Below are 22,083 nucleotides of genomic sequence, written 5' to 3'. Positions count from 1 at the left end.
ACCCCGGACCCCGCTGACACGATGACGAGGAGAAGAGCGATGAGCGACATTCTGAAGCAGCTCTCGGACGAGGGCGTCTCGATCTGGCTGGACGACATCAGCCGGGAGCGGCTGCGGACGGGCAACCTGGCGGAGCTCGTCAAGGACAAGCACGTCGTCGGCGTCACCTCCAACCCGACGATCTTCGCGAAGGCGCTGAGCAAGGGGAACGCCTACGACGACCAGGTCCGCGACCTGGCCCTGCTCGGCGTGGACGTCGAGGAGGCGTCCCGCGCGATCACCACCCACGACATCCGCTGGGGCTGCGACGTGCTGCGCCCGGTCTACGACCGGACCGACGGCGTCGACGGCCGCGTGTCGATCGAGGTCGACCCGCGCCTGGCGAAGGACACCGACAAGACGGTCGCCGAGGCGCGCATGCTGTGGTGGCTCGTCGACCGGCCCAACCTCTTCATCAAGATCCCGGCGACGCAGGAGGGCCTGGCGGCGATCACGCGGACGCTGGCCCAGGGCATCAGCGTGAACGTCACGCTGATCTTCTCGCTGGAGCGCTACGGCGCGGTCGTCGACGCGTTCTTCGCCGGGCTGGAGCAGGCCCGCGAGAACGGCCACGACCTGTCGAAGATCGCCTCGGTGGCGTCGTTCTTCGTCAGCCGGGTCGACACCGAGATCGACAAGCGGCTCGACAAGATCGGCTCGGACGAGGCGAAGAAGCTGCGCTCCAAGGCGGGGCTGGCCAACGCCCGGCTCGCGTACGCGCTGTACGAGGAGAAGTTCGGCACCGACCGGTGGAAGGCGCTGAAGGACGCCGGGGCCCGTCCCCAGCGGCCGCTGTGGGCCTCGACCGGGGTGAAGGACCCGAACCTCAACGACACGCTGTACGTGGACGAGCTGGTCGCGCCGGGCACCGTCAACACGATGCCGGAGGCGACGCTGGTGGCCGAGGCCGACCACGGCCAGGTCCGCGGCGACACGGTCCGCGCCACCTATGACGACGCGCGCGCGCACATGGCGGCGCTGAAGGACGCGGGCGTCGACTACGACGACGTCGTGCGCGTCCTGGAGGACGAGGGCGTCGAGAAGTTCGCCGCCTCCTGGAAGGGCATGCTCGACTCCATCACCGGCGAGCTGGAGGCCAAGGCGGCCGGCGCGTGACCTCGGTGGTGACCGCCGGGGGGATCTCGGTCACCATCCGCGGCGCCGTCGTCGACGAGGGCGAGACGGTCCTGGACCGTCTCGTCTCCGACGGCGTGCCGGGCTCGCTGGCGTCCCGCGGCGCCAAGCTGTGGGGGCCGGACGCGGTCCCGCTCGCCGCCCGCCGGCTCGGCTGGCTGGACCTGCCGGAGACCTCGCGGTCGCTCCCGGACCGGCTCGCCGGCCCGCTGGGCGAGGCGCGCGGCACCGGCCTCGACCGGATCGTGCTGGCCGCCTCGGGGGGCACGGCGCTCGCCGCCGAGGCCGTCTGCCGGACGGCGGGCGCCGAGCTGACCGTCCTCGACACCACCGACCCGCACGAGGTGGCGGGCGTGCTGGCCGGCGACCTGGCCCGGACGCTCGTCGTCGTGGTGGGCGAGAGCATCGAGGCGGAGTCGCTGCGCCGGGTGTTCGGGCGCGCGTTCTCCGCGGCCGGGCTGGGCGGCGCCGAGCTGGCGCGCCGGTTCGTCGCGGTCGCCGAGGAGGGCTCCGGCCTCGCGCGCGCCGCCGCGGAGGTCGGCCACCACCTCGTCCTGGCCGAGCCCGACGCCGACGACCGGTTCGGCGCGCTCGGCGCCCGCTCGCTGGTGCCGGCGGCGCTCGCCGGCGTGGACGTGGCGGGCCTGCTGGACGAGGCGTCGCGGCTGTCCGCGACGCTGCGGCAGCCCTACGACAACCCGGCGCTGGCGCTCGGCGCGGCGCTCGGCTCCTCGGCGCTCGGCGTCCGCGACAAGCTCGTGATCGCCGACCACGGCTCGGGCCTCGCCGGCCTGGGCCGGTGGGCGGAGCAGCTCGTCGCCGGGGCGCTCGGCAAGGACGGCAAGGGCCTGCTCCCGGTCGTGGTGGAGAGCGTCGAAGCGCCGGGGTTCGAGCTCTCCGGCGACCTGCGGCGGGTCATCCTCGGCCGCCGCCCGGACGAGCCGGGCCCCGGCCGCGAGGCGGGGGTGAGCGTCGCCGGCCCGCTCGGCGCGCAGTTCCTGCTGTGGGAGTACGCTGTCGCGGTGGCGGCCCGGGTGATCGGCGTGAACCCGTTCGACGAGCCCGACACCGAGCAGTCGCGGGCGAGCACGGCCGCGCTGCTGCGGTCGGAGGAGGGCACGGCGCCGACGGTCGTGCGGCGGCCGCCGGAGCTGGTCGAGGGCGCGGTCGAGGTGCACGCGAAGGAGGACGCGCTGCGCGGCGCGCGGACGCTGACCGAGGCGCTGGAGGCGGTCCTCGCGGACGTCCCCGACGGCGGCTACCTCGCGGTGCTCGCCTACCTGGACCGCTCCGGGGACGCGGCGGCGGCCGGGCTGCGCCCGCTGCTGGCCGCACGCGGCGCCGCCGTGCGCAGGAACCCGGCGCCGGTCACGTTCGGGTGGGGGCCGCGCTACCTGCACACGGCCGGGCAGTACCACAAGGGCGGGCCGCTGAACGGGGCGTTCCTGCAGATCACCGGTGCGGTGACCGACGACGTGCCGGTGCCGGGGCGGCCTTACAGCCTGGGCGAGCTGCAGCTCGCGCAGGCGTTCGGCGACCTGCGGGTGCTGCGCGCGCTGGGCGGCTCCGCCGTTCGGCTGCACCTGCGCGACCGCGCCGAGGGGCTCGCGCAGCTCGCCGCGGCGCTCGCCTGACCGGCCCGCGCGGACGCACCGCGACCGGGCGGATCCGGAACGCGCCCCAAGAAGATCAACGGAGATGGTCGCGAATGCCCGTTCTCTCCTGAAACGATGGGGGGCAGGAGGGAACGGTGTCCGGATTCGACGTAGTGACGCGCGGTGACGTGCTGGACTCGGCGCTGCAGGCGAGGGACTACCTCGTGAGCTGCGGCGTCCCCGGCGCCCTAGCCGCCAAGGACCCGCGGCTGTGGGGGCGGCGCGCGGTGGACCACAGCCGGCTCGGCTGGCTCGACCTGCCGTTCGCCTCCCGCGGGCTGCTGAACCAGGTCAACGGGCTGGTGTCGGAGGCGCGCTCCTCGGGCCTCGACCACATCGTGCTGATCGGGGTCGGGGCGGAGAGCCTCGCCGCGCAGGCGATCATGGAGGCGCACGCGCCGGCGCCGGCCGGCGCCGGCGGCCCGGGCGCCGAGGCCGGCGGCGAGCGGACGGCCGGCGGGCTGACCGTGCTGGACGGCGGCGACACCGCCGCGCTGGCGTACGCGATGGAGCGGCTCGACCGGACCCTGGTCGTCCTCGCCAGCAAGGCGGGCGTGTCGCTGGAGGGCGACGCCTACCGGCGGATCTTCGCCGAGGCGTTCCGGGAGCGGGGCCTGTCGGAGCGGGAGATCGCGGGCCGGTTCCTGGTCATCACCGACCACGGCAGCCCCTTGCACGACTTCGCCCGGCAGTGCGGCTACCGGATCGGGCTGACCGACCCCTACCTGCCGGGGCACTACGGCGCGCTGTCGGCGTACGGGCTCGTCCCGGCCGTGCTGGCGGGCGCGGACGCCGACCGGCTGCTGGACGAGGCGGCCTCGCTGGTGCCGTCGCTGTCCAAGGACGAGGACAACCCCGGGCTGCTGCTCGGCGCGGTCATCGGCGGCTGCGCGCAGCAGGAGCCGGGCGGGCTCGCCCGCGACAAGGTGCTGCTGCGCGAGCCCGGCGGGCCGGGCGCGCTGAGCGCGTGGATCTCCCAGCTCCTCGCGGTCGGCACCGGCAAGCGGGGCCGCGGCGTGCTGGCGTTCGAGCCGCCCGGCGCGCGCGGCGGGTTCCCCGACGTGCACGGCGTGTCGATCAACCCGAAGTCGGCGGCGCAGGACGACTCCGACACCTCGGTGTGGGCGCCGCTCGGCGCGCAGTTCCTGCTGTGGGAGTACGCGACGGCGGTCGCCGGGTGGCTGCTCGGCGTGAACCCGTTCGAGGCCGGCAGCACGGTCGTGCAGGAGGCCGAGGACGACGCGGCCGCGCTGCTGCGCACCGCGTCCTCCGGCTCGCTGACGGCGGAGCGCCCGGTGTACGTCGAGGACGGCATCGAGGTGCACGCCGACTTCCCGTGGCCGCCGGGCGCCGAACTGCAGACCGTCCTCGGCGGGCTGGTCGCCTCGGTCCCGGGCGACGGCTACCTGTCGGTGATGACGTACCTGTCGGGCGACTTCTCCGGCCGCTACCTGGCGCCGTCGCTGTCGCGCGGGTCCGGCCGCCCCGTCGCCTACGGGCCGGGGCCCGGCTACCCGCACGCGACCGGCCCGGTGCACAAGGACGGGCCCGGCAACGGCGCGTTCCTCATCATCACCGGCGACCCGGCGCCGGGCGACGCGCTCGCCGCCCATCCCGTCCCCGGCCGCCCCTACAGCCTGGCGCAGCTGCGGCTGGCGCGGGCCCTCGGGGAGCTGCGGGCGCTGCGCGAGCGCCGGCTGCCGGTGATCCGGCTGCACCTGCGCGACCCCATCGAGGGCGCGGGGAAACTGACCGAGGCGGTCCGCGCGGTGGCGGGGGCGCGCAGGCCGTGAGCTTCACCGCCGTCGTCTCGGGGGAGGCGGCCGGAACGCCCGCGGGCCGCTCGAGGAGGCCGCGGCGCGCGCCGGCCGGCCTCCCCGCGCCGCCGGGAATGATCTAACCGGCGGGTGCGTATACCTGTTGGTGAACCGCCGGGCGGGGCTCGCCCGGCTGCTCGATGTGGCCGGCGGCGTGCGATGACGCGCGTGCCCGCGATTCGGGCGCGCGAGACGAGTTGGGGCAGGATGCTTGAAGCAGTGAGACGAGAAGGCGCAGTCCGACCAGAGGGGGCCACGTGACCAACCCAGCCAATCCGCTCCGCGATCCGCGGGACAAGCGCCTGCCGCGGGTGGCCGGGCCGTGCGTGCTCGTGCTGTTCGGGGTCACCGGCGACCTGTCCCGCAAGAAGCTGCTCCCGGCGATCTACGACCTGGCGAACCGGGGGCTGCTGCCGCCGGGCTTCTCGCTGGTGGGCTTCGCCCGCCGCGACTGGGAGAACGAGGACTTCCGGCAGATCGCCTACGAGTCGGTCAAGGCGCACGCGCGCACCCCGTTCCGCGAGGACGTCTGGACGCACCTGTCGGAGGGCATGCACTTCGTCCCCGGCGAGTTCTCCGACCCGGGCGCGTTCGACGCGCTGTCGATGGCCGTCAAGGAGCTGGACGAGAGCCGCGGCACCGGCGGCAACTACGCCTTCTACCTGTCGATCCCGCCGAAGTTCTTCCCGCAGGTCGTCGAGCAGCTGCAGCGCAGCGGCCTGGCCGACCGCAAGGACGGCGCCTGGCGCCGGGTCGTGATCGAGAAGCCGTTCGGCCGCGACCTGAGGACCGCGGTGGAGCTGAACGACACCGTGCACCGCGTCTTCCCCGAGGAGTCGATCTTCCGGATCGACCACTACCTCGGCAAGGAGACGGTGCAGAACATCCTGGCGCTGCGGTTCGCCAACACGATGTTCGAGCCGATCTGGAACCGCTCGTTCGTCGACCACGTGCAGATCACGATGGCCGAGGACATCGGGATCGGCGGCCGCGCCGGCTACTACGACGGCATAGGCGCCGCCCGCGACGTCATCCAGAACCACCTGCTGCAGCTGCTCGCGCTGACGGCGATGGAGGAGCCGACGTCGTTCCGCGCGGAGGCCGTCCGCGCCGAGAAGGCCAAGATCCTCTCGTCGGTGCGGGTGCCCGGCGACATCGCCCAGTCCACCGCGCGCGGGCAGTACGCGGCCGGCTGGCAGGGCGGCGTGAACGTGAAGGGGTACCTGGAGGAGGACGGCATCCCGGCCGACTCCCGCACCGAGACCTACGCCGCGATCAAGCTGGAGATCCAGAACCGCCGCTGGGCGGGCGTCCCGTTCTACCTGCGCACCGGCAAGCGGCTCAGCCGCCGCGTGACCGAGGTCGCGATGGTGTTCCAGAAGGCGCCGCACCTGCCGTTCTCGGAGACCGACACCGAGGAGCTCGGGCAGAACGCCCTGGTGATGCGGGTGCAGCCGGACGAGGGCATCACCGTCCGGTTCGGTTCGAAGGTGCCCGGCACCTCGATGGAGATCCGCGACGTCAACATGGACTTCGCCTACGGCGAGTCGTTCACCGAGACCTCCCCCGAGGCCTACGAGCGGCTGCTGCTGGACGTGCTGATCGGCGACCCCCCGCTGTTCCCCCGGCAGGAGGAGGTCGAGCTGTCCTGGCGGATCCTCGACCCGATCACCGAGTACTGGGCGTCCCGCAGCGGGCTCGACCAGTACAAGTCCGGCGGCTACGGGCCCGCCAGCGCCGACGAGCTCATGGCGCGGGACGGGCGCACCTGGAGGCGGCTCTAATGAACATCGATCTCACCGGAACCACCACCCGCAAGATCCAGGACGCGCTGACGCAGTCCCGGCACCTGATGGGCGGACCGGCCGTCGGCATGGTGCTCACGCTGATCATCGTGACCGACGAGTCGGCGCAGTACGACGCGGTCCGCGCCGCGACCGAGGCGGCGCGCGAGCACCCGTGCCGGGTGCTGACCGTCATCTCCCGCGACCCGCGCGGCGGCTCGTCCCGGCTGGACGCCGAGATCCGGATGGGCGAGACCGGCCCCGGCGAGACGGTGCTGCTGCGCATGTACGGGCCGCTCGCCGAGCACGCCGACTCCGTCGTCGTCCCGCTGCTCATGCCGGACACGCCGGTCGTGACGTGGTGGCCGGGCGGCAAGGTGCCGAAGGTGCCGGCCGAGGACCCGCTGGGCGCGCTCGCGCAGCGCCGCGTCACCGACGCCTACGCGGCCCGCGACCGGCTCGGCACCCTCGCCCAGCTCGCGCGCGGCTACCGGCCGGGCGACACCGACTTCACCTGGACGCGGCTGACGTCGTGGCGGTCGCTGCTGGCCGCCGCGCTCGACCAGGACCACGACGACATCGTGTCCGGCGAGGTCGCCGCCGAGCCGGACAGCCCGAGCGCGGAGCTGCTGGCCGCGTGGCTGTCGATCCGGCTGGGCGTGCCGATGCAGCGGACCGTGTCGGAGGGGCCCGGCCTCACCGGCGTCCGGCTGACGACGACCGGCGGCGACATCCAGATCCACCGCCCGGACGGGCGCGTCGCGACGCTGTGTCGGCCCGGCCAGCCCGACCGGCAGGTGTCGCTGCTGCGCCGCCCGATGCCCGAGCTGCTCGCCGAGGAGCTGCGGCGCCTCGACCCCGACGAGGTCTACCGCGACGCCGCCGCCCGGTTCGCCAAGGACCTCGCGCACGGCACGGCGGCGCCCGGCGTGGCGAGCGAGCCGGTGTCGGCGACCCCCGAGGCGGCGGCGACCGAGCCCGCCGAGCAGCACGTGGACGAGCGGCGGGGGGACGCGTGAGCGCCCCGGAGGTCCTGGTCCACCGCGACCAGGACCTGCTCGCCGACGCCGCCGCCGCGCGGCTGGTGACCCGGCTCGCCGACGCGCAGGCGGCGCGCGGCTCGGCGTCGGTCGTGCTGACCGGCGGCGGCGTCGGCACGGCCGTGCTGGCCGCGCTCGCCGCCGCCGGCGCGCGCGACGCGATCGACTGGGGCCGCCTGGACGTGTGGTGGGGCGACGAGCGGTTCCGCCCCGCCGGGGACGCCGAGCGCAACGAGACCGGGGCGCGGGCGGCGCTGCTCGACCACGTCCCGGTCGACCCGGCGCGGGTGCACCCGATGGCCCCCTCGGACGGCCCGGACGGCGACGACCCGGAGGCGGCGGCGGAGCGGTACGCCGCCGAGCTGCGCGCCGCCGCGGGCCCGGAGGGCGGCCCCGTCCCGGCGTTCGACGTGCTGATGCTCGGCATGGGCCCGGACGCGCACGTCGCGTCGCTGTTCCCGGGCCTGCCGGCGCTGCGCGACGAGCGCCCGGTGGCGGCGGTGCACGACTCCCCCAAGCCGCCGCCGACCCGGATCTCGCTGACGTTCCCGTCGCTGCGCGCGGCGCGCGAGGTGTGGGTGCTGGCGGCCGGCGAGTCGAAGGCGGACGCCGTCCGCCTCGGCCTGGCCGGCACGGACCCCGAGCAGGCCCCGGTCGCCGGTGCGCGCGGCCGCGACCGCACCCTGTTCCTCCTGGACACCGCCGCCGCGTCCCGATTGCCCGGCTGAGAGAACACCGAAGAGTGTCCTTGGTTTCGCATGCCTCGCGCTGAACCGTGCATAACCTGAGCACGTGAATATCTTGTGCACCCCTTGATCGGGGCATGACCCGCCGGGCGCGGGTCGAGCAGGCGAGCGTGAGGAGTTCTCCAGTGCTCAAGGGTCGGACCGGGACGGCGGGCGCGGCGCTCGCCGGGGCGGTGCTCATCACCGTCGCGGGCTGCTCGTCCGGCGGCGACGGCGGTGGCAAGGGCGGGGACGGCGGCGCCAAGGCCGCGGACGCGGTGAAGCTGGCGATCACGCCGGCCACCGGGACGCGGCAGGCCGCGCCCGACAAGCCCGTCACCGTCACCGCGGACAACGGCAGGCTGACCAGCGTGACCCTCACCTACGGCACGAAGAACGCCGAGGCGAAGGGCAAGCTGGCGGCCGACGGGAAGTCGTGGAAGTCGTCGTGGACGCTGCGTCCGTCGACGACGTACACGGTCACCGCGAAGGGCACCGGCGAGGGCGGCAAGGAGGTCACCGCGACCTCCACGTTCACGACGCTGAAGCCGGCGAAGAAGCTGACGTCCGGCATGTCGCCGCTGGACGGCGAGACCGTCGGCGTGGGCATGCCGGTGCAGCTGCTGCTGTCCCGGCCCGTGAGCACCAAGGCCGGGAAGATCGCGGTCGAGAAGGCCCTCGAAGTCCGCATGTCGAAGCCGGTCGAGGGCGCCTGGTACTGGATCAGCGACAAGGAGGTCGACTTCCGGCCCCGCGAGTACTGGCCGTCCGGGCAGAAGGTGAAGGTCATCGCGCACCTGGCGGGGCTGAAGGTCGGCGAGGGCGTCTACGGGATGAAGGACCGCAGCGCGAGCTTCACCGTGGGCCCGCGCCACATCACCACGATCGACGCGAAGAAGCACCGGGCGACGGTGACCGACGGCGGCAGGACCGTCCGGACGATGAAGGTCAGCCTCGGCAAGCCCGGCCACGACAGCTACAGCGGAACCATGATCGCCCAGGAGAAGGCGAAGGACATCATCATGGACTCCGCGACCACCGGCGACCCCGGCGAGTACCGGATCCCGACCAAATGGAACGTCCGCCTCACCTACAGCGGGACGTTCGTCCACTCGGCGCCGTGGTCGACCGACGCGCAGGGCAACGACAACGTCAGCCACGGGTGCGTGAACGCCTCCCCGTCCGACGCCAAGTGGTTCTTCGACTTCACCAACCGGGGCGACATCGTGAAGGTGACCGGCACGTCGCGCCGGCTCCAGTTCGGCAACGGCCCGACCCCCTGGGCGAAGTCGTGGGACGGCTGGCTGGCGGGCAGCGCCACCGGCCGGCCGGTGACGGGCCTGCCGCTGACGTGATCCGCAACGAGCACCCCGGGTCGTGTGCGCCGCACGATCAAGGGCAGACTTGGTGCCATGCAGAAGCTCTCCTTGGACGCACAGGTACGGGACCATCTGAAGCGCGCGGCCGCCGGCTCGACCGGGCGCAGCGCCGAGACCGTCTACGGGGGGCATGAGCACGTCCTGCGCCAGACGCTGCTGGCCCTGACGGCGGGCACGTCGCTGTCGGAGCACGAGAACCCCGGGGAATCGACCATCCACGTCCTGCACGGGCGGGTCCGGCTGGTGGCCGGGGAGAACCGCTGGGACGGGGTGTCGGGCGACCTGCTGATCATCCCCGACGCGCGGCACAGCCTGGAGGCGCTGGAGGACGCGGCGGTCCTGCTCACCGTCGCCAAGGTCGGCTGAGCCGCGCGGCCGGGGGGATCAGTCGTGCCGCAGGTGCGCGTGGCAGGCGCCGGGTTCGGCGAACGGCTCCAGCCGGTCGGCCTCGACCGGGGCGTCCAGCTCCTTCAGCGCGCCCTGCATCAGGCCGAGGTGGACGTCGCACACCAGCGGCCCGTACTCCTCGGCGAGCTCCAGGAACGGGCAGTGCCGCAACCGGATGAGGTCGCCGTCGGGCCGGGGGGCGAAGTCCAGGTCGTCGAGCAGGGCGGTGAGCCGGTCGGTCGCCTCCGCGCCGGTCAGCCGCTGGAACGGCGGCGGCCGGTCGACGAGGAAGCGGCCCCATTCGCGGCCCGCCTGGGCGGCGCTCTCCCGGGCGGTGGGCCCCTCCGAGGCCAGCCGGCTGAGCAGGATCTGCGCGAGCAGCCGGTAGCCGCGGGCGCCGCCGCGGTCCATGCCGGGGCGCGGGGTGTAGACGGTGCGGGGGCGGCCGGGGCCGGTCGGCCGCTCGGCCGTCCGCTCGACGGTGCCCTCGGCGGTCAGGGCGTCCAGGTGGAACCGGGCGGTGTTGGCGTGCACGCCGAGCCGCTCGGCGACCTCGGCGACGCCGAGCGGGCCGCCGGCGTCGCGCAGGATGTCGAGGACCTCCTGGCGGCGGGAACGTTCGGTGGACATGCCGCTCACCCCTCCCCCGCCGGCGGCTGGGCCGCGATCAGCGGATGGTCGCGGCTCTGCGCGCCGAGCTTGGACGCCCCGCCCGGCGAGCCGAGGTCGTCGAAGAACTCGGCGTTCGCCTTCGTGTAGGCGGTCCAGCGCTCCGGCAGGTCGTCCTCGAAGTAGATCGCCTCGACGGGGCACACCGGCTCGCAGGCGCCGCAGTCGACGCACTCGTCCGGGTGGATGTAGAGGGCTCGCGGGCCCTCGTAGATGCAGTCGACCGGGCACTCGTCGACGCAGGCGAGGTCCTTGACGTCGACGCAGGGCTCGGCGATCACGTAGGTCACGGGCGCTCCTCCTGGCCGGCCATGTTTCTAACAGTGTCACATGTAATAATAATTGAACAGGGAGAGGAAGGGGTGACCATGCCAGACGTCTTCATCCAGGCGACCGAGACCGACCCCGCCGTCCGGGCCGCGGCCGTCGTCCGCCACATCCACGACCGGCTGCGCAACCGGCTGGCCTCACTCGCCGACCACGAGCCCGGCATCGTGGCCGGGTTCTGCGCCGGCGAGCTGCGCCGTCACCTCGCCGCCGCCGACGAGGCACTCTACGCCCCCGCGGCGGGCGCCCCCGAGACCAGGCTGCTCATCCGGGCGATGCGCACCACCGCCGCCGAGATCGAGCGGCGCATCGGCGTGCTCGACCCGTCCGGCGACCCGGCCGCGTTCGCCCGCAACATCGGGTCGGTGCTCGCCGTGCACCTCACCGTGGAGGAGACCGTCCTGCTGCCGGCCCTCGCCGAGCTGCCCGGCGCCGACCTCGGCCTGCTGGTCGCCGACCTGCAGACGCTGCTGGACGGCGGGCGCCTGGAGCGTCCCGACGTCATCGACGTGCGCGAGATCCCGCGCGGGCAGAAGCACCCGCGCATCTTCGCACGGTTCTCCCGGCTGGCGCCCGGCGAGTCGTTCGCGCTGGTCAACAACCACGACCCCAAGCACCTGCGGCGCGAGTTCGAGGCCGCCCACCCCGGCGCGTTCAGCTGGGAGTACGAGGAGACCGGCCCGGAGGTCTGGCGCCTGCGCATCGGCCGCCCCGCCTGACGTCCCGACCAAAGTCGATCGCCCGTCTACCTGCGGCCACTCCGCCCGGGCGGACGGTGTGGCTACCGTTGGGCGCGTGGACCTCTTCCGGCGATCGCGGCGCGCGTGGCTCGGTGACCTGGGCCTGACCGCCGCGGCGGGGGCGCTCGGCCTGCTGCTGCTCATGGGCACGAAGGACGACCCTCCCCCCGACGCGACGATCGTGGTCCCGCGGGACCTCGCGATCGGCGCGGTCTGGCTGGTCTTCCTCCTGCTGTTCCGGCGCCGGTACCCGGTGGCCGTCGCGGTGACGATGACGGTCGCCCAGTGGACGGCGACGTCGGCGCTCGGCACGGCCGCGGTGGCCGTGTACTCCCTGGCGATGCTGCGCTCCTGGCGGGCCCTCGTGCCGGTCGCGGCCGCGAACATGGCGCTGATCGTCGCGCTGTTCTGGATCACCTCCAGCTGGCACCAGTTCCGCCAGGGCACCGTCGTCTTCGTGCTGCTCTACGCGGTGCTGATCACGGCGGGCATGCTGGTCAGGTCCCGGCGGCAGCTGATCGCCTCGATGGAGGAGCGGGCCCGCGCCGCCGAGACCGAGCAGCGGCTGCGGGTCGAGGAGGCGCGGCTGCTGGAGCGCGAGCGGATCGCGCGGGAGATGCACGACGTCCTCGCGCACCGGATCTCACTGCTGGCCGTGCACGCGGGCGCGCTGGAGTTCCGCCCGGACGCGCCCGCCGACCAGCGGGAGGCCGCCGGGATCATCCGGCAGAGCGCCTACGAGGCCATGGAGGATCTGCGCGAGGTGATCGGCGTGCTGCGGGCCGACGCGCCGGGCGCCGATCCCGAGCGCCCGCAGCCCACGCTCGCGGACGTGCCGGCACTGGTACGGGAGTCGCGGCGGGCCGGCGGGCGGATCACGCTGGAGGAGGAGGTCCCCGACCCCGGCCGCGTCCCGGCCCGCGTCGGCCGGCACGCGTACCGGATCGTCCAGGAGGGGCTGACCAACGCGCGCAAGCACGCGCCGGGCGCGGACGTGCGGGTCGCCGTCCGCACGGGGGACGACCTGGACATCGAGATCGTCAACCGGCTGCCGCCGGGCCCGCCCGCCGCGCCGCTGCCCGGCTCCGGCTCCGGGCTCGTCGGGCTCGCCGAGCGGGTCGCGCTGCTCGGCGGGACGCTGGAGCACGGCCGCACCGCCGGCGGCCGGTTCCGGCTGCGCGCCCGGCTGCCGCTCGGCGCCGCGCATGCCGCCGGGAGCGGCGGGAAGGGTGAGGTGCATGGCGAACTCCTCTGACCGGCCCGTCCTCGAAGAACTCGACCGCGCCGAGTGCCTGCGCCTGATCTCCGGCGGCAGCGTCGGCCGGGTCGCGTTCGACGACGGGGAGGGGCCCACGGTCATCCCGGTGAACTACGCCCTGGACGGCGAGGCCGTGATCTTCCGGACCTCGTCGTCCGGCCGGATGAACCGCAGCCTGCTGACGTCGGTGGTCGGCGGGGAGGTCCGGGCGGCGTTCCAGGTGGACCGGTTCGACGAGCCCGACCGCATGGGGTGGAGCGTGCTGCTGCGCGGCGGCGTGCATCCGCTGTCGGACGAGGAGGTCGCGAAGGTCGCCCAGGTCGAGCCGTGGCCGGGCGACGACCGCGACGAGTGGTTCCGGCTGGCGGCGCTCGAGGTCAGCGGCCGCCGCCTGCGCCGGCCCTGACCGGCCCGTAGGGTGGCGGGATGCACTCACCCCCCGTCCGCGTGCTGATCGTGGACGACGACGCGCTCGTCCGCGCCGGCCTGTCGATGATGCTGGCGAACGCCGGCGACCTGGAGGTGGTCGCGGACGTGGCCGACGGCGCCGAGGTGGTCTCCGCCGTCAACCGGCACGGCCCGGACGTCGTCCTGATGGACATCCGGATGCCCCGGCTGGACGGGCTCGCGGCCACCGAGCTGCTGCGCGCCCGCCGCGACCCGCCCGAGGTCATCGTCCTGACGACGTTCGACACCGACGACCACATCCTGCGGGCGATGCGGGCGGGCGCGAGCGGCTTCCTGCTGAAGCACACCCCGCCGCCGGAGATCATCCGCGCGATCCGGCAGGTCGCGGCGGGCGAGCCGATGATGTCCCCGGCGGTGCTGCGCAAGATGATGGCCTACGTGGCCGAGAGCGGCGCCGACCCGCGCCGCGACCGCGCCCGCGAGCTGCTGGCCCGGCTGAGCGACGGGGAGCGCGCCGTCGCCGCCCTCGTGGGCCGCGGCCGGACCAACGGCGAGATCGGCCGGGAGCTGTCGCTCAGCGTCGCCACCGTGAAGGCGTACGTGTCGCGGCTGCTGGCGAAGCTGGACCTGAACAACCGGGTGCAGATCGCGCTGCTCGTCCACGACGCCGCCCTCGACGACTAGCGGCCCCGCGGTGCCAGCGGGACGTCCCGGAGCAGCAGCGCCGCCGCGAAGCCGACCAGCAGGACCGGCAGCGCGGCGGTGAACACGCCGGAGAACGCGTCCGCGAAGGCGGCGGCGACGCCGTCCCGCACGGGTGCGGGCAGGGTCGCGAGGACCTCCGGGCGGACGGCGTCGGCGAACGCGGGGACCCGCCCGCCCGGGACGCGCCGGACGACCTCCTCGGCGAACCGGTTCGTCATGATCGCGCCGAAGACGGCCATCCCGGCGGCGGTGCCGAGCATCCGGGTCGCGAACACGCCGGAGCTCGCCGCGCCCAGGTCCCGCTGCGGCGCGGCGTTCTGCGCGATCAGCACCACGACCTGCTGGGACAGCCCCGCGCCGAACCCGAGGACCGCCATATAGCAGCCGGCGGCGACCAGGCTCGTGCCGGCGTCCATCGTCGCCAGCAGCGCGATGCCGGCCAGGCTGACCGCCATGCTCGCCGCCGGGAGCCGGTGGTAGCGGCCGGTGCGGTGGATACGGCGTCCCGCGCCCATGGAGGCGGCCAGCAGGGCGGCCATCATCGGCAGCAGGAGCAGGCCGGATCTGGTCGCGCCCACTCCCCCGACGACCTGGAAGAACATCGGCAGGTACGTCGCGAGCCCGAACCCGGTGGCGCCGCCGGCGGCCGCGACGACGCAGGCGACGCCGAACGACCGGTCGAGGAACAGCGTCGGCGGGATGACGGGCTCGGCGGCCCTCCGCTCGGCGAGCGCCCACAGCGTGAACAGGACCACCGCGCCCGCCGCCAGCGCGAGGACGGCCGGCGAGCCCCACGGGTAGCGCGTCCCGGCCCAGCTGGTGAGCAGCGTGAAGCAGGTGACCGCCGCGCCGAGCAGGACGATGCCGGGGTAGTCGATCCGGGGCCGTCCGGCCGGCTTCGGCAGGCGCAGGAACAGCAGGGTCGCCGCGGTGGCCGCGATGCCGAGCGGCATGTTGACGTAGAACACCCACCGCCAGGACGCGTGGTCGGTGAGGAACCCGCCGACCAGCGGCCCGGCGATGCTGGACACCGCGAAGATCAGCGCCGAGTACCCCTGGTACTTCGCCCGCTCGCGGGGCTCGAACAGGTCGCCGGTGACCGCGAACATCGAGCTCATCAGGCAGCCGGCGGCGGCGCCCTGCACCACCCGGAACGCGATCAGCCAGTCCATGCCCGGCGCCGCGCCGCACGCCGCCGACCCGGCCAGGAACCCGATCAGCCCGGTCAGCAGGACCGGCCGGCGGCCGAACAGGTCGCCGAGGCGGCCCGACAGCGGCACGGTGACGCTGGTGGCCAGCACGTACGCCGTCGACACCCAGGCGATGCGGTCGAGGCCGCCGAGGTCCCCGACGATCGCGGGCAGCGCGGTGCCGAGCACCGTCGCGTCCAGCGAGGACATGAGCCCGGCCAGCATCAGCCCGCCGAACGCCCAGAGCCGCGCGCGGCGGCCCATCGGAACGGTCGCAACCATGTGCACCTCACATTCATATGCTTTGGACACTTAAATGCTAAGAGCATGTATATGAGATCCGCAAGCCAACTAGACTGGGCGCCATGGGCGAGGAGGCACTCGACTCGGTCGAGCGGAGCATGGTCCGGCTGCGCCGCGGCATGTCCCGGCAGCGGCTCGGCAGGGCCGCGATCCGCGACCACAACCTCCCCGTGGACGTGCAGGTCCTGCACGTCGTGGACGTGGTCGACGAGGGCCCCGACCGCCCCGGCGAGGAGATGAGCGTCGGCCTGGTCGCCGCCCGCCTCGGCGTGGACGCCTCGCGCGGCAGCCGCATCGTCGCCGAGGCGGTCAAGTCCGGCTACGTCCGGCGGGTCGCGTCCCAGGAGGACGGCCGCCGCATCCACCTCGAACTCACCGCCGCCGGCCGCCGCGTCGTCGAGGCCACCCGGCGCACCCGCCAGGAGCACTTCGCCAAGGCCATGGGCGACTGGACCCCCGCCGAGCGCGCCGAGTTCGCCCGCCTCCTCGCCCGCTTCGTCCACACCTACGAGGACTGACACGAGGCCCGGCCGCTCTCCGGCGCCTTCGCGGCCGCGTCGCACGCCGTGGCCCCGTCCCGCGCCTGCGGGGAGTGCGCGCGGCCTCCCGTGCGGGGCTCGGCGCCCGGCGCGCGTCATCCCGTGGTTGCGGGCGGGGGGCGTCCGGATACACCCGGAGTTGCAGGTCGGGGCCGGCCGGCCGGGACGCGCGATGGAGGGTGCGGGGCCGGGTGTCCGTCTAGGCTGGCCGCATGGGTGTCCACCGCGGTCTCGGGCTGCCGCACGGCCGGTTCCGGGACGCGGCGCCGGCCGGCGGCGTCCTGCTGGTGGTGGCCGCCGGCAGCCTGAACTCGTTCATCGGCGCGGCCGAGGAGTCGCCGGCGCGCAAGGCGGCCGGCTGGGCGCTGATCGTCCTCACCTGCGGGGCGCTGTACTTCTCCCGCCGGTTCCCGGTCGCCGTCGCGGCCCTCAGCCTCGCGGCCACCGGCGCCTACTACATCATCAGCGTCAACGACGGCGGCCTGATGATCGCGCACATCGTGGCGCTGTACATGGTCGCGGCGTGCGGCCGGCTCCAGGCGGCCGTGGTCCTCGGCGCCCTCACCGTGATCGGGACGGGCGCCGGGACGCTGGCCGGGAACGGCGACGTCAACGCGGTCGCGCTGTTCATGCTGACCGGCTGGGTGGTGGCCGTGGTCGCGCTCGGCCGGGTCTGGCACGGCCGCCTGGCCTACCTGCGGGAGGCCGAGCACCGCGCCGCCGGCGAGGAGCGGCTGCGCATCGCCCGCGAGCTGCACGACGTCGTCGGCCACCACCTGTCGCTCATCAACGTCCAGGCGGGGACGTCGCTGCACCGCTTCGACCGGGACCCGGCGCAGGGCGAGGCCGCCCTCGCGGCGATCAAGGAGTCGAGCCGGGACGCGCTGCGCGACCTGCGCGCGACGCTCGGGATCCTGCGGCAGGCCGACGAGGAGGCGCCGACCGCGCCCGCGCCCGGCCTGGACGGGATCGGCGAGCTGATCGGGTCCGCGCGGTCGGCGGGGCTGACGGTGCACAGCCGCGTCGCCCGCGCGGCGGACCCGCCGACCGAGGTCGGGCTCGCCGCCTACCGGATCGTCCAGGAGTCGCTGACCAACGTGTCGCGGCACGCCCCCGCCGCGCAGGTCACCGTCAGCGTCGAGGACGGGCCGGGCGGGCTGCGCATCGAGGTCGCCGACGACGGCCCCGGGCGGGGCGCGGGCCCGCCGGGCCACGGCGTGCGGGGCATGCGGCAGCGGGCCCGCGCGCTCGGCGGCGAGCTGACCGCCGGTCCCGGGCCGGACGGCGGCTTCCTCGTCCGGGCGCGGCTGCCGTACCGGAACGGGGCGGCCGGCCGATGATCGAGGTGCTGCTGGCCGACGACCAGGGCCTGGTCCGGGCCGGGTTCCGCTCCATCCTCGACGACGAGGACGACATCACGGTCACCGGCGAGGCCGCCGACGGCGAGCAGGCCGTGGCCGCCTGCCGCGAGCTGCGTCCGGACGTGGCGCTGCTCGACGTGCGGATGCCCCGGATGGACGGCCTGGAGGCCGCCCGGCGGATCACCGCCGACCCGCGCCTGGACGGCGTCCGGGTCGTCATCCTCACCACCTTCGACCTGGACGAGTACGTGTACGGCGCGCTGCGCGCCGGCGCGACCGGCTTCCTGCTGAAGGACACCGAGCCGGCCGAGCTGATCCACGCCGTGCGGGTCGCGGCGCGCGGCGACGCGCTGATCACCCCGTCGGTCACCCGGCGGCTCATCGGCGAGTTCGCCGGACGCGCCGAGGTGCCCGACCCCGGGCCGCGGCTGAAGTCCCTGACCGAGCGGGAGCGCGAGGTCATGCTCCTCGTCGCCGCCGGGCAGAGCAACGACGAGATCGCCGCCCGGCTGGTGCTGAGCCCCGCCACCGTCAAGTCGCACGTGAGCCGCATCATGGCGAAGGCGGGCGTCCGCGATCGCTCGCAGCTGGTCGTCCTGGCCTACGAGTCGGGCATGGTCAACCCCCGCTGGATGCGACCCGGGCGGTAGCCGGCGGGCCCCGCCCGCAACTTCCGGGGTGGTCCGGATGCCGACCGCGGGCCGATGCCGGGAGGCATGCCGCGCCCCGACGCTGGAGGCATGAACCTTTCCGGCGCCCGCTCCACGAACCGAGGTTGACGTGCCCACTCCACCCTCCCCGCCGTCCGGCCGGTTCGGCCGCCTGGCCGCCTGGTCGCAGCGCCGCCGCTGGGCCGCGCTCGTCCTGTGGGTCGCGGTCGTCGCCGCGATCACCGTCGGCTCGCAGGCCGCCGGCAGCGCCTACCACAACGACTTCTCGCTGCCCGGCACCGAGTCGCAGGCCGCCGCCGACCTGATGACCGAGCACGGCTCCCGGCAGGCGGGCGCCACCGTCCAGATCGTCGCCGCGGACGAGCGCGGCCTGGCCGGCGACCGCGACGACATCGGGCGGATGCTCGACCGGGTCCGCGGCCTGCCCGGCGTGACCGGCGTCGGCGAGCTGTCGGTCTCCGAGCGGGGGACCATCGGCTACGCGACCGTCACGCTGGACGGCACGGCCGAGGACGTCCCGGCGGAGCAGGTCACCGAGATCATCGAGACCGCCCAGGGCGCCGCCGGGGACGGGCTGCGCATCGAACTCGGCGGCGACCCGGTGCGCGGCGCCGAGGAGGGCGGGGGCGGCGCGGCCGAGGGCGCGGGGATGCTCGCGGCCCTGGTCATCCTCGTCCTGCTGTTCGGCTCCCTCGTCGCCGCCGCGCTCCCCCTCGGCACCGCCCTGTTCGCGGTCGGCGGCGCGGTCGGCCTGATCGCGCTGGCCTCGCACGTCTTCACCGTCGCCGACTTCACCCCGCCGATCATGATGCTGATCGGGCTCGGCGTCGGGGTCGACTACGCGCTGCTGATCTTCTACCGGTACCGGCAGGAGCTCCGCGACGGCGCCGGCCCGGCCGCCGCGACCCGCCGCGCGCTGGACGCCGCCGGGCGCACCGTCTTCTTCGCCGGCTGCACCGTCATCATCGCCCTGCTCGGCCTCATCGCCCTCGGGCTCGGCTCCCTGCAGGGCGTCGCGCTGGCCGTGGCCCTCACGGTGCTGGTCACGATGGCGGCGTCGCTGACCCTGCTGCCCGCGCTGCTCGGCGTCTTCGGCGGGCGCATCGAGCGCCAGGTCCGCAAGCGGGCGGCGAAGGCGCGGCCCGGTGAGAGCCGCTGGCACCGGCTGGCGTCGGCCGTCCAGCGCCGTCCCGTCGCGGCGCTGCTGGCGGCCGTCGTCGCACTGCTCGCGCTGTCGGCGCCCGCGCTCCACATGCGCCTTGGCTTCGCGGACGCCGGCAACGACGCGCCGTCGGGCACCAGCCGCCAGGCGTACGACCTGCTCGCCGAGGGGTTCGGCCCCGGCTTCAACGGCCCGCTCATCATCGTCGCCAAGGGCGACGCCGGCCCGCTCCAGTCGGCCCTGACCCGGACGCCGGGCATCGCCGCCGCGACTCCCCCGATCCCGTCCGAGGACGGCGCGGTCTCCGCCGTGATCGCCTACCCGGCCACGGCGCCGCAGGACGAGGCGACCACCGGCCTCGTCCACGAACTGCGCGACGAGGTGCTCCCGTCGCTGTCGGCCCGGACCGGCGTCGACTACCTGGTCGGCGGCCCGACCGCGGCGACCCAGGACTTCTCGGACGCGGTGTCGGCGCGCATGCCGCTGTTCGTCGCCGTCGTCGTCGGGCTGTCGGCCCTGCTGCTGATGGTGGTGTTCCGGTCGGTGCTGATCCCGGTCAAGGCCGCGCTGCTCAACCTGCTGTCGATCTCCGCCGCCCTCGGCGCGATCACCCTGGTGTTCCAGGACGGCCGGTTCGGCGCGCAGAGCGGCCCCATCGAGGCGTTCATCCCCGTGATGATCTTCGCGATCGTGTTCGGGCTCTCCATGGACTACGAGGTCTTCCTGGTCTCCCGCATCCACGAGGAATGGGAGCGCACGCGGGACCCGTCCCACGCCGTCCGCGAGGGCCTCGCCGCGACCGGCAAGGTCATCACGGCCGCCGCCGCCATCATGATCGTGGTGTTCGCGGCGTTCGTCCTGAGCCCGGACCGGATGCTCCAGCAGTTCGGCCTGGGCCTCGCCGTGGCCGTCCTGCTGGACGCGGTGATCATCCGCTGCCTGATCGTCCCGGCCGTCATGCAACTCCTGGGCCGGCACGCCTGGTGGCTCCCCGCGCCCCTGGCCAGGCGGCTGCCGAAGGTCGCCCTGGAGCACCCGTGACCGGTGGCCGGGGCCGGTCTACCCGGCCCCGGCCACCCACTCGCCCAAGTCGCGCTCCAGCACGGTGAGGGCGGCCGGCGGATTGAGGCGCCGCGCGTTCTCCAGGACGCTCTCCTCGTCCTGGTCGCCCTGGAGGATGTTCACCACGACCCGCTCGCGCTCCGCGTCCCGCCCGAAGACGCCCTCTTCGTCCAGCAGGGCCAGCGCGCGGAAGGCCGCTTCGAACCGCCCGTCGATCTCGGCGTCCAGCCCGTCGTCGTCGCGCTGCCACGGGTCGCCTCGGTCGTTCAGCACGTCGAGGACGCCGGCGAAGTGCTCCTCCCCCAGCATGTGGTACGGCGAGTCGACCGGGCTCCACCGCAGGCCCTCGGCCTGCTCCTCCACCGTCCCGCCGAACTCCCCGACGTACCGCTCCGCGACGCGCCGCAGCCCCTCCTCGGAGCTGCAGGTCGGCAGGATGTAGGCGGCGAAGGGGTCGGTGAACAGCGCGAAACTGTAGAAGGACTCCCCGGGGTTCCTCTCGCGGGCCTCCGCGAACGCGGCCCGCCCCGCCTCGGCCAACCGCGCCACCAGCGCATCGAACGACATACCGAGATCGTCCCAGACCCGGGGACCCGCTGATGCCGTGCTCAGTCCAGGCGGGTGCGGAGGAGGCAGAACTCGTTGCCCTCCGGGTCCTGCAGGACGACCCAGCTCTCCTCGCCGGTCTGCCCGATGTCGGCGTGCCGCGCCCCGGCGGCCAGCAGCCGCTCGAGCTCGGCGTCCTGGTCGCGGTCGGTGGCGTTGACGTCGAAGTGCAGCCGCAGCTTGCCCGCCTTCGGCTCGTCGGTGCGCTCGAACACGAGCGTCGGCTGCAGCCCGCCGGCCCCTTCCGGCGGCCCGATCTCGACCGCCTCCCCCTCGCGCCCGAGCACCTCGAACCCCAGGATCTCGCACCAGAACGCCGCGAGCCCTTCCGGATCCCGGCAGTCGACGACCAGCTCACTGATCCGGCAGGCCATGCCCGCTCCCTCCTCGCCGTCCCGTCTCGCGGGACACCACCACAGCATGCCAGCCACCGGCACCCAATGGCGGGACGAGCTTGATCTCGACCCCGCTCTGGGTCACTCTGCCGATATGCGCGTCCTCCCGGAGTGAAGGCGGGGCCGAGCCATGACCGAAGGTGTCTCGAGGCGGTCCGATGAGGTGGCCGGCTCCTCGCTGCACTATCAGGCCTCCCCGCCCGCAGGGCTCGGCTTCCTCGCCCTGCTCCTGGCGATGGGGATTCTGGTCGCGCTCGCCTCGCCCGCCTTGGACGCGGGCCTGCCGACTTTCTGGCTGACCTTCGCCGCGGCCTTGACCGGCGCGCTCGTCACGTCCGTGCCGGAACGCCGCGTCGTCCTGACGGACCGCGGGCGCCTGCTGATCACCGGCTTCGGGCAGCATGTCGACATTCATGCGGGCCGCATCACCGCGATCAGTGTTTCGCGAAGAGCGCGCACCGGGTTCGGTTCCGCGGCGGTCCACTGGGACGGCGGGAGGTTCCGGATGTGGCCCACCATGAAATACACACCGGTACCGCGCTCCAGGTGGTCCTTGAAGCACGTCTCCGGGCACGGCGGCAAGGACTTCGGGGACCTGGTGTACCGCCTCCGCGCGCACAACCCGGCGCTGGTCATCGAGGGCGTCGCGCCGCCGCCCTGGGCCGTCCCGCCGCCCATACCGCCGTACCCGCCCTGGTGGTCGTCATGATCGGGACGCGTATCGTCC

Annotated in this window: 22 protein-coding genes; 17 read left to right on the top strand and 5 right to left on the bottom strand. The window is 74.4% G+C overall.

The annotated features are described in order from the left end of the window. The first annotated feature begins 39 nt into the window (after positions 1-39). The 8 genes from tal (at position 40) to E1284_RS04835 (ending at position 9,939) form a co-directional block, all read left to right on the top strand. Positions 40-1,155, top strand: coding sequence for a transaldolase (gene tal, locus E1284_RS04870; protein ID WP_131937475.1), 1,116 nt, complete (start codon positions 40-42; stop codon positions 1,153-1,155). Continuing rightward, positions 1,152-2,807 carry a glucose-6-phosphate isomerase gene (locus tag E1284_RS04865; RefSeq protein WP_131937473.1) on the top strand — a complete coding sequence of 552 codons (1,656 nt, stop codon included), beginning with the start codon at positions 1,152-1,154 and terminating at the stop codon, positions 2,805-2,807. Before tal ends, E1284_RS04865 begins: the two co-directional genes overlap by 4 nt. A 116-nt stretch (positions 2,808-2,923) precedes the next feature. After that, entirely contained in the window at positions 2,924-4,621 is a 1,698-nt protein-coding gene (locus E1284_RS04860) for a phosphoheptose isomerase (protein ID WP_131937471.1), read from the top strand. 281 nt (positions 4,622-4,902) lie between these two features. Then, positions 4,903-6,429 carry a glucose-6-phosphate dehydrogenase gene (gene zwf, locus E1284_RS04855; RefSeq protein WP_131937469.1) on the top strand — a complete coding sequence of 509 codons (1,527 nt, stop codon included), beginning with the start codon at positions 4,903-4,905 and terminating at the stop codon, positions 6,427-6,429. Further along, positions 6,429-7,448, top strand: coding sequence for a glucose-6-phosphate dehydrogenase assembly protein OpcA (locus tag E1284_RS04850; RefSeq protein WP_131937467.1), 1,020 nt, complete (start codon positions 6,429-6,431; stop codon positions 7,446-7,448). Before zwf ends, E1284_RS04850 begins: the two co-directional genes overlap by 1 nt. After that, complete coding sequence (gene pgl / locus E1284_RS04845) at positions 7,445-8,197, top strand: 6-phosphogluconolactonase (RefSeq protein WP_131937465.1); 753 nt, start codon at positions 7,445-7,447, stop codon at positions 8,195-8,197. Before E1284_RS04850 ends, pgl begins: the two co-directional genes overlap by 4 nt. A 143-nt stretch (positions 8,198-8,340) precedes the next feature. Beyond that, positions 8,341-9,549, top strand: a complete 1,209-nt coding sequence (locus E1284_RS04840) for a L,D-transpeptidase (RefSeq protein ID WP_243714255.1) — start codon at positions 8,341-8,343, stop codon at positions 9,547-9,549. Between the two features lie 57 nt (positions 9,550-9,606). Next, positions 9,607-9,939, top strand: coding sequence for a cupin domain-containing protein (locus E1284_RS04835; protein ID WP_131937461.1), 333 nt, complete (start codon positions 9,607-9,609; stop codon positions 9,937-9,939). Between the two features lie 18 nt (positions 9,940-9,957). Here E1284_RS04835 and E1284_RS04830 read toward each other — a convergent pair whose 3' ends face one another. Continuing rightward, positions 9,958-10,590 (bottom strand): helix-turn-helix transcriptional regulator, encoded by a 633-nt coding sequence (locus tag E1284_RS04830; protein WP_131937459.1) that lies wholly within the window; start codon positions 10,588-10,590, stop codon positions 9,958-9,960. A gap of 5 nt (positions 10,591-10,595) precedes the next feature. Continuing rightward, the gene (gene fdxA / locus E1284_RS04825; protein WP_131937457.1) at positions 10,596-10,919 is read right to left on the bottom strand and encodes a ferredoxin; all 324 of its coding nucleotides are present in this window, start codon (positions 10,917-10,919) and stop codon (positions 10,596-10,598) included. Between the two features lie 78 nt (positions 10,920-10,997). Here fdxA and E1284_RS04820 point away from each other — a divergent pair, with 78 nt between their 5' ends. From E1284_RS04820 to E1284_RS04805, 4 genes are all read left to right on the top strand, one after another. Further along, positions 10,998-11,675: a DUF2249 domain-containing protein gene (locus E1284_RS04820; RefSeq protein ID WP_131937489.1), complete on the top strand. Its 678-nt coding sequence runs from the start codon at positions 10,998-11,000 to the stop codon at positions 11,673-11,675. 76 nt (positions 11,676-11,751) lie between these two features. Further along, positions 11,752-12,951: a sensor histidine kinase gene (locus E1284_RS04815; RefSeq protein ID WP_243714254.1), complete on the top strand. Its 1,200-nt coding sequence runs from the start codon at positions 11,752-11,754 to the stop codon at positions 12,949-12,951. Continuing rightward, positions 12,935-13,360 carry a pyridoxamine 5'-phosphate oxidase family protein gene (locus E1284_RS04810; protein ID WP_131937455.1) on the top strand — a complete coding sequence of 142 codons (426 nt, stop codon included), beginning with the start codon at positions 12,935-12,937 and terminating at the stop codon, positions 13,358-13,360. The genes E1284_RS04815 and E1284_RS04810 overlap by 17 nt, the downstream gene beginning before the upstream one ends. Positions 13,361-13,380: 20 nt before the next feature. Further along, positions 13,381-14,046, top strand: a complete 666-nt coding sequence (locus E1284_RS04805) for a response regulator transcription factor (RefSeq protein ID WP_131937453.1) — start codon at positions 13,381-13,383, stop codon at positions 14,044-14,046. Here the strand turns inward: E1284_RS04805 and E1284_RS04800 are convergent. Then, entirely contained in the window at positions 14,043-15,539 is a 1,497-nt protein-coding gene (locus tag E1284_RS04800; RefSeq protein WP_131937451.1) for an MDR family MFS transporter, read from the bottom strand. The two genes, E1284_RS04805 and E1284_RS04800, sit on opposite strands and share 4 nt — an antisense overlap. 83 nt (positions 15,540-15,622) lie before the next feature. Here E1284_RS04800 and E1284_RS04795 point away from each other — a divergent pair, with 83 nt between their 5' ends. The 4 genes from E1284_RS04795 to E1284_RS04780 all read left to right on the top strand — a co-directional run bounded on the left by E1284_RS04795 (position 15,623) and on the right by E1284_RS04780 (position 20,334). After that, the gene (locus tag E1284_RS04795; protein ID WP_131937449.1) at positions 15,623-16,078 is read left to right on the top strand and encodes a MarR family winged helix-turn-helix transcriptional regulator; all 456 of its coding nucleotides are present in this window, start codon (positions 15,623-15,625) and stop codon (positions 16,076-16,078) included. Positions 16,079-16,311: 233 nt separating this feature from the next. After that, complete coding sequence (locus E1284_RS04790; protein ID WP_131937447.1) at positions 16,312-17,439, top strand: sensor histidine kinase; 1,128 nt, start codon at positions 16,312-16,314, stop codon at positions 17,437-17,439. Then, positions 17,436-18,110: a response regulator gene (locus E1284_RS04785; RefSeq protein WP_131937445.1), complete on the top strand. Its 675-nt coding sequence runs from the start codon at positions 17,436-17,438 to the stop codon at positions 18,108-18,110. Before E1284_RS04790 ends, E1284_RS04785 begins: the two co-directional genes overlap by 4 nt. Before the next feature lie 130 nt (positions 18,111-18,240). Next, positions 18,241-20,334: an MMPL family transporter gene (locus tag E1284_RS04780; RefSeq protein WP_131937443.1), complete on the top strand. Its 2,094-nt coding sequence runs from the start codon at positions 18,241-18,243 to the stop codon at positions 20,332-20,334. Positions 20,335-20,352: 18 nt separating this feature from the next. Here E1284_RS04780 and E1284_RS04775 read toward each other — a convergent pair whose 3' ends face one another. Together E1284_RS04775 and E1284_RS04770 are read right to left on the bottom strand one after the other, a co-directional pair. Continuing rightward, a complete protein-coding gene (locus E1284_RS04775; RefSeq protein ID WP_131937441.1) occupies positions 20,353-20,922 on the bottom strand; it encodes a DUF4303 domain-containing protein in 570 nt (189 codons plus the stop codon). A gap of 41 nt (positions 20,923-20,963) precedes the next feature. Next, entirely contained in the window at positions 20,964-21,335 is a 372-nt protein-coding gene (locus tag E1284_RS04770; protein WP_131937439.1) for a VOC family protein, read from the bottom strand. A gap of 151 nt (positions 21,336-21,486) precedes the next feature. On the opposite strand from E1284_RS04770, the gene E1284_RS04765 reads away from it, so the two are divergent. After that, positions 21,487-22,065: a hypothetical protein gene (locus E1284_RS04765; RefSeq protein ID WP_131937437.1), complete on the top strand. Its 579-nt coding sequence runs from the start codon at positions 21,487-21,489 to the stop codon at positions 22,063-22,065. The last annotated feature ends 18 nt before the right edge of the window (positions 22,066-22,083 follow it).

This window comes from Actinomadura bangladeshensis (genome assembly GCF_004348335.1).
GTDB classification, from domain to species: domain Bacteria; phylum Actinomycetota; class Actinomycetes; order Streptosporangiales; family Streptosporangiaceae; genus Spirillospora; species Spirillospora bangladeshensis.
The sequence above is the reverse complement of the archived record's forward strand: the minus strand, read 5'-3'. Positions and strand labels throughout refer to the sequence as shown.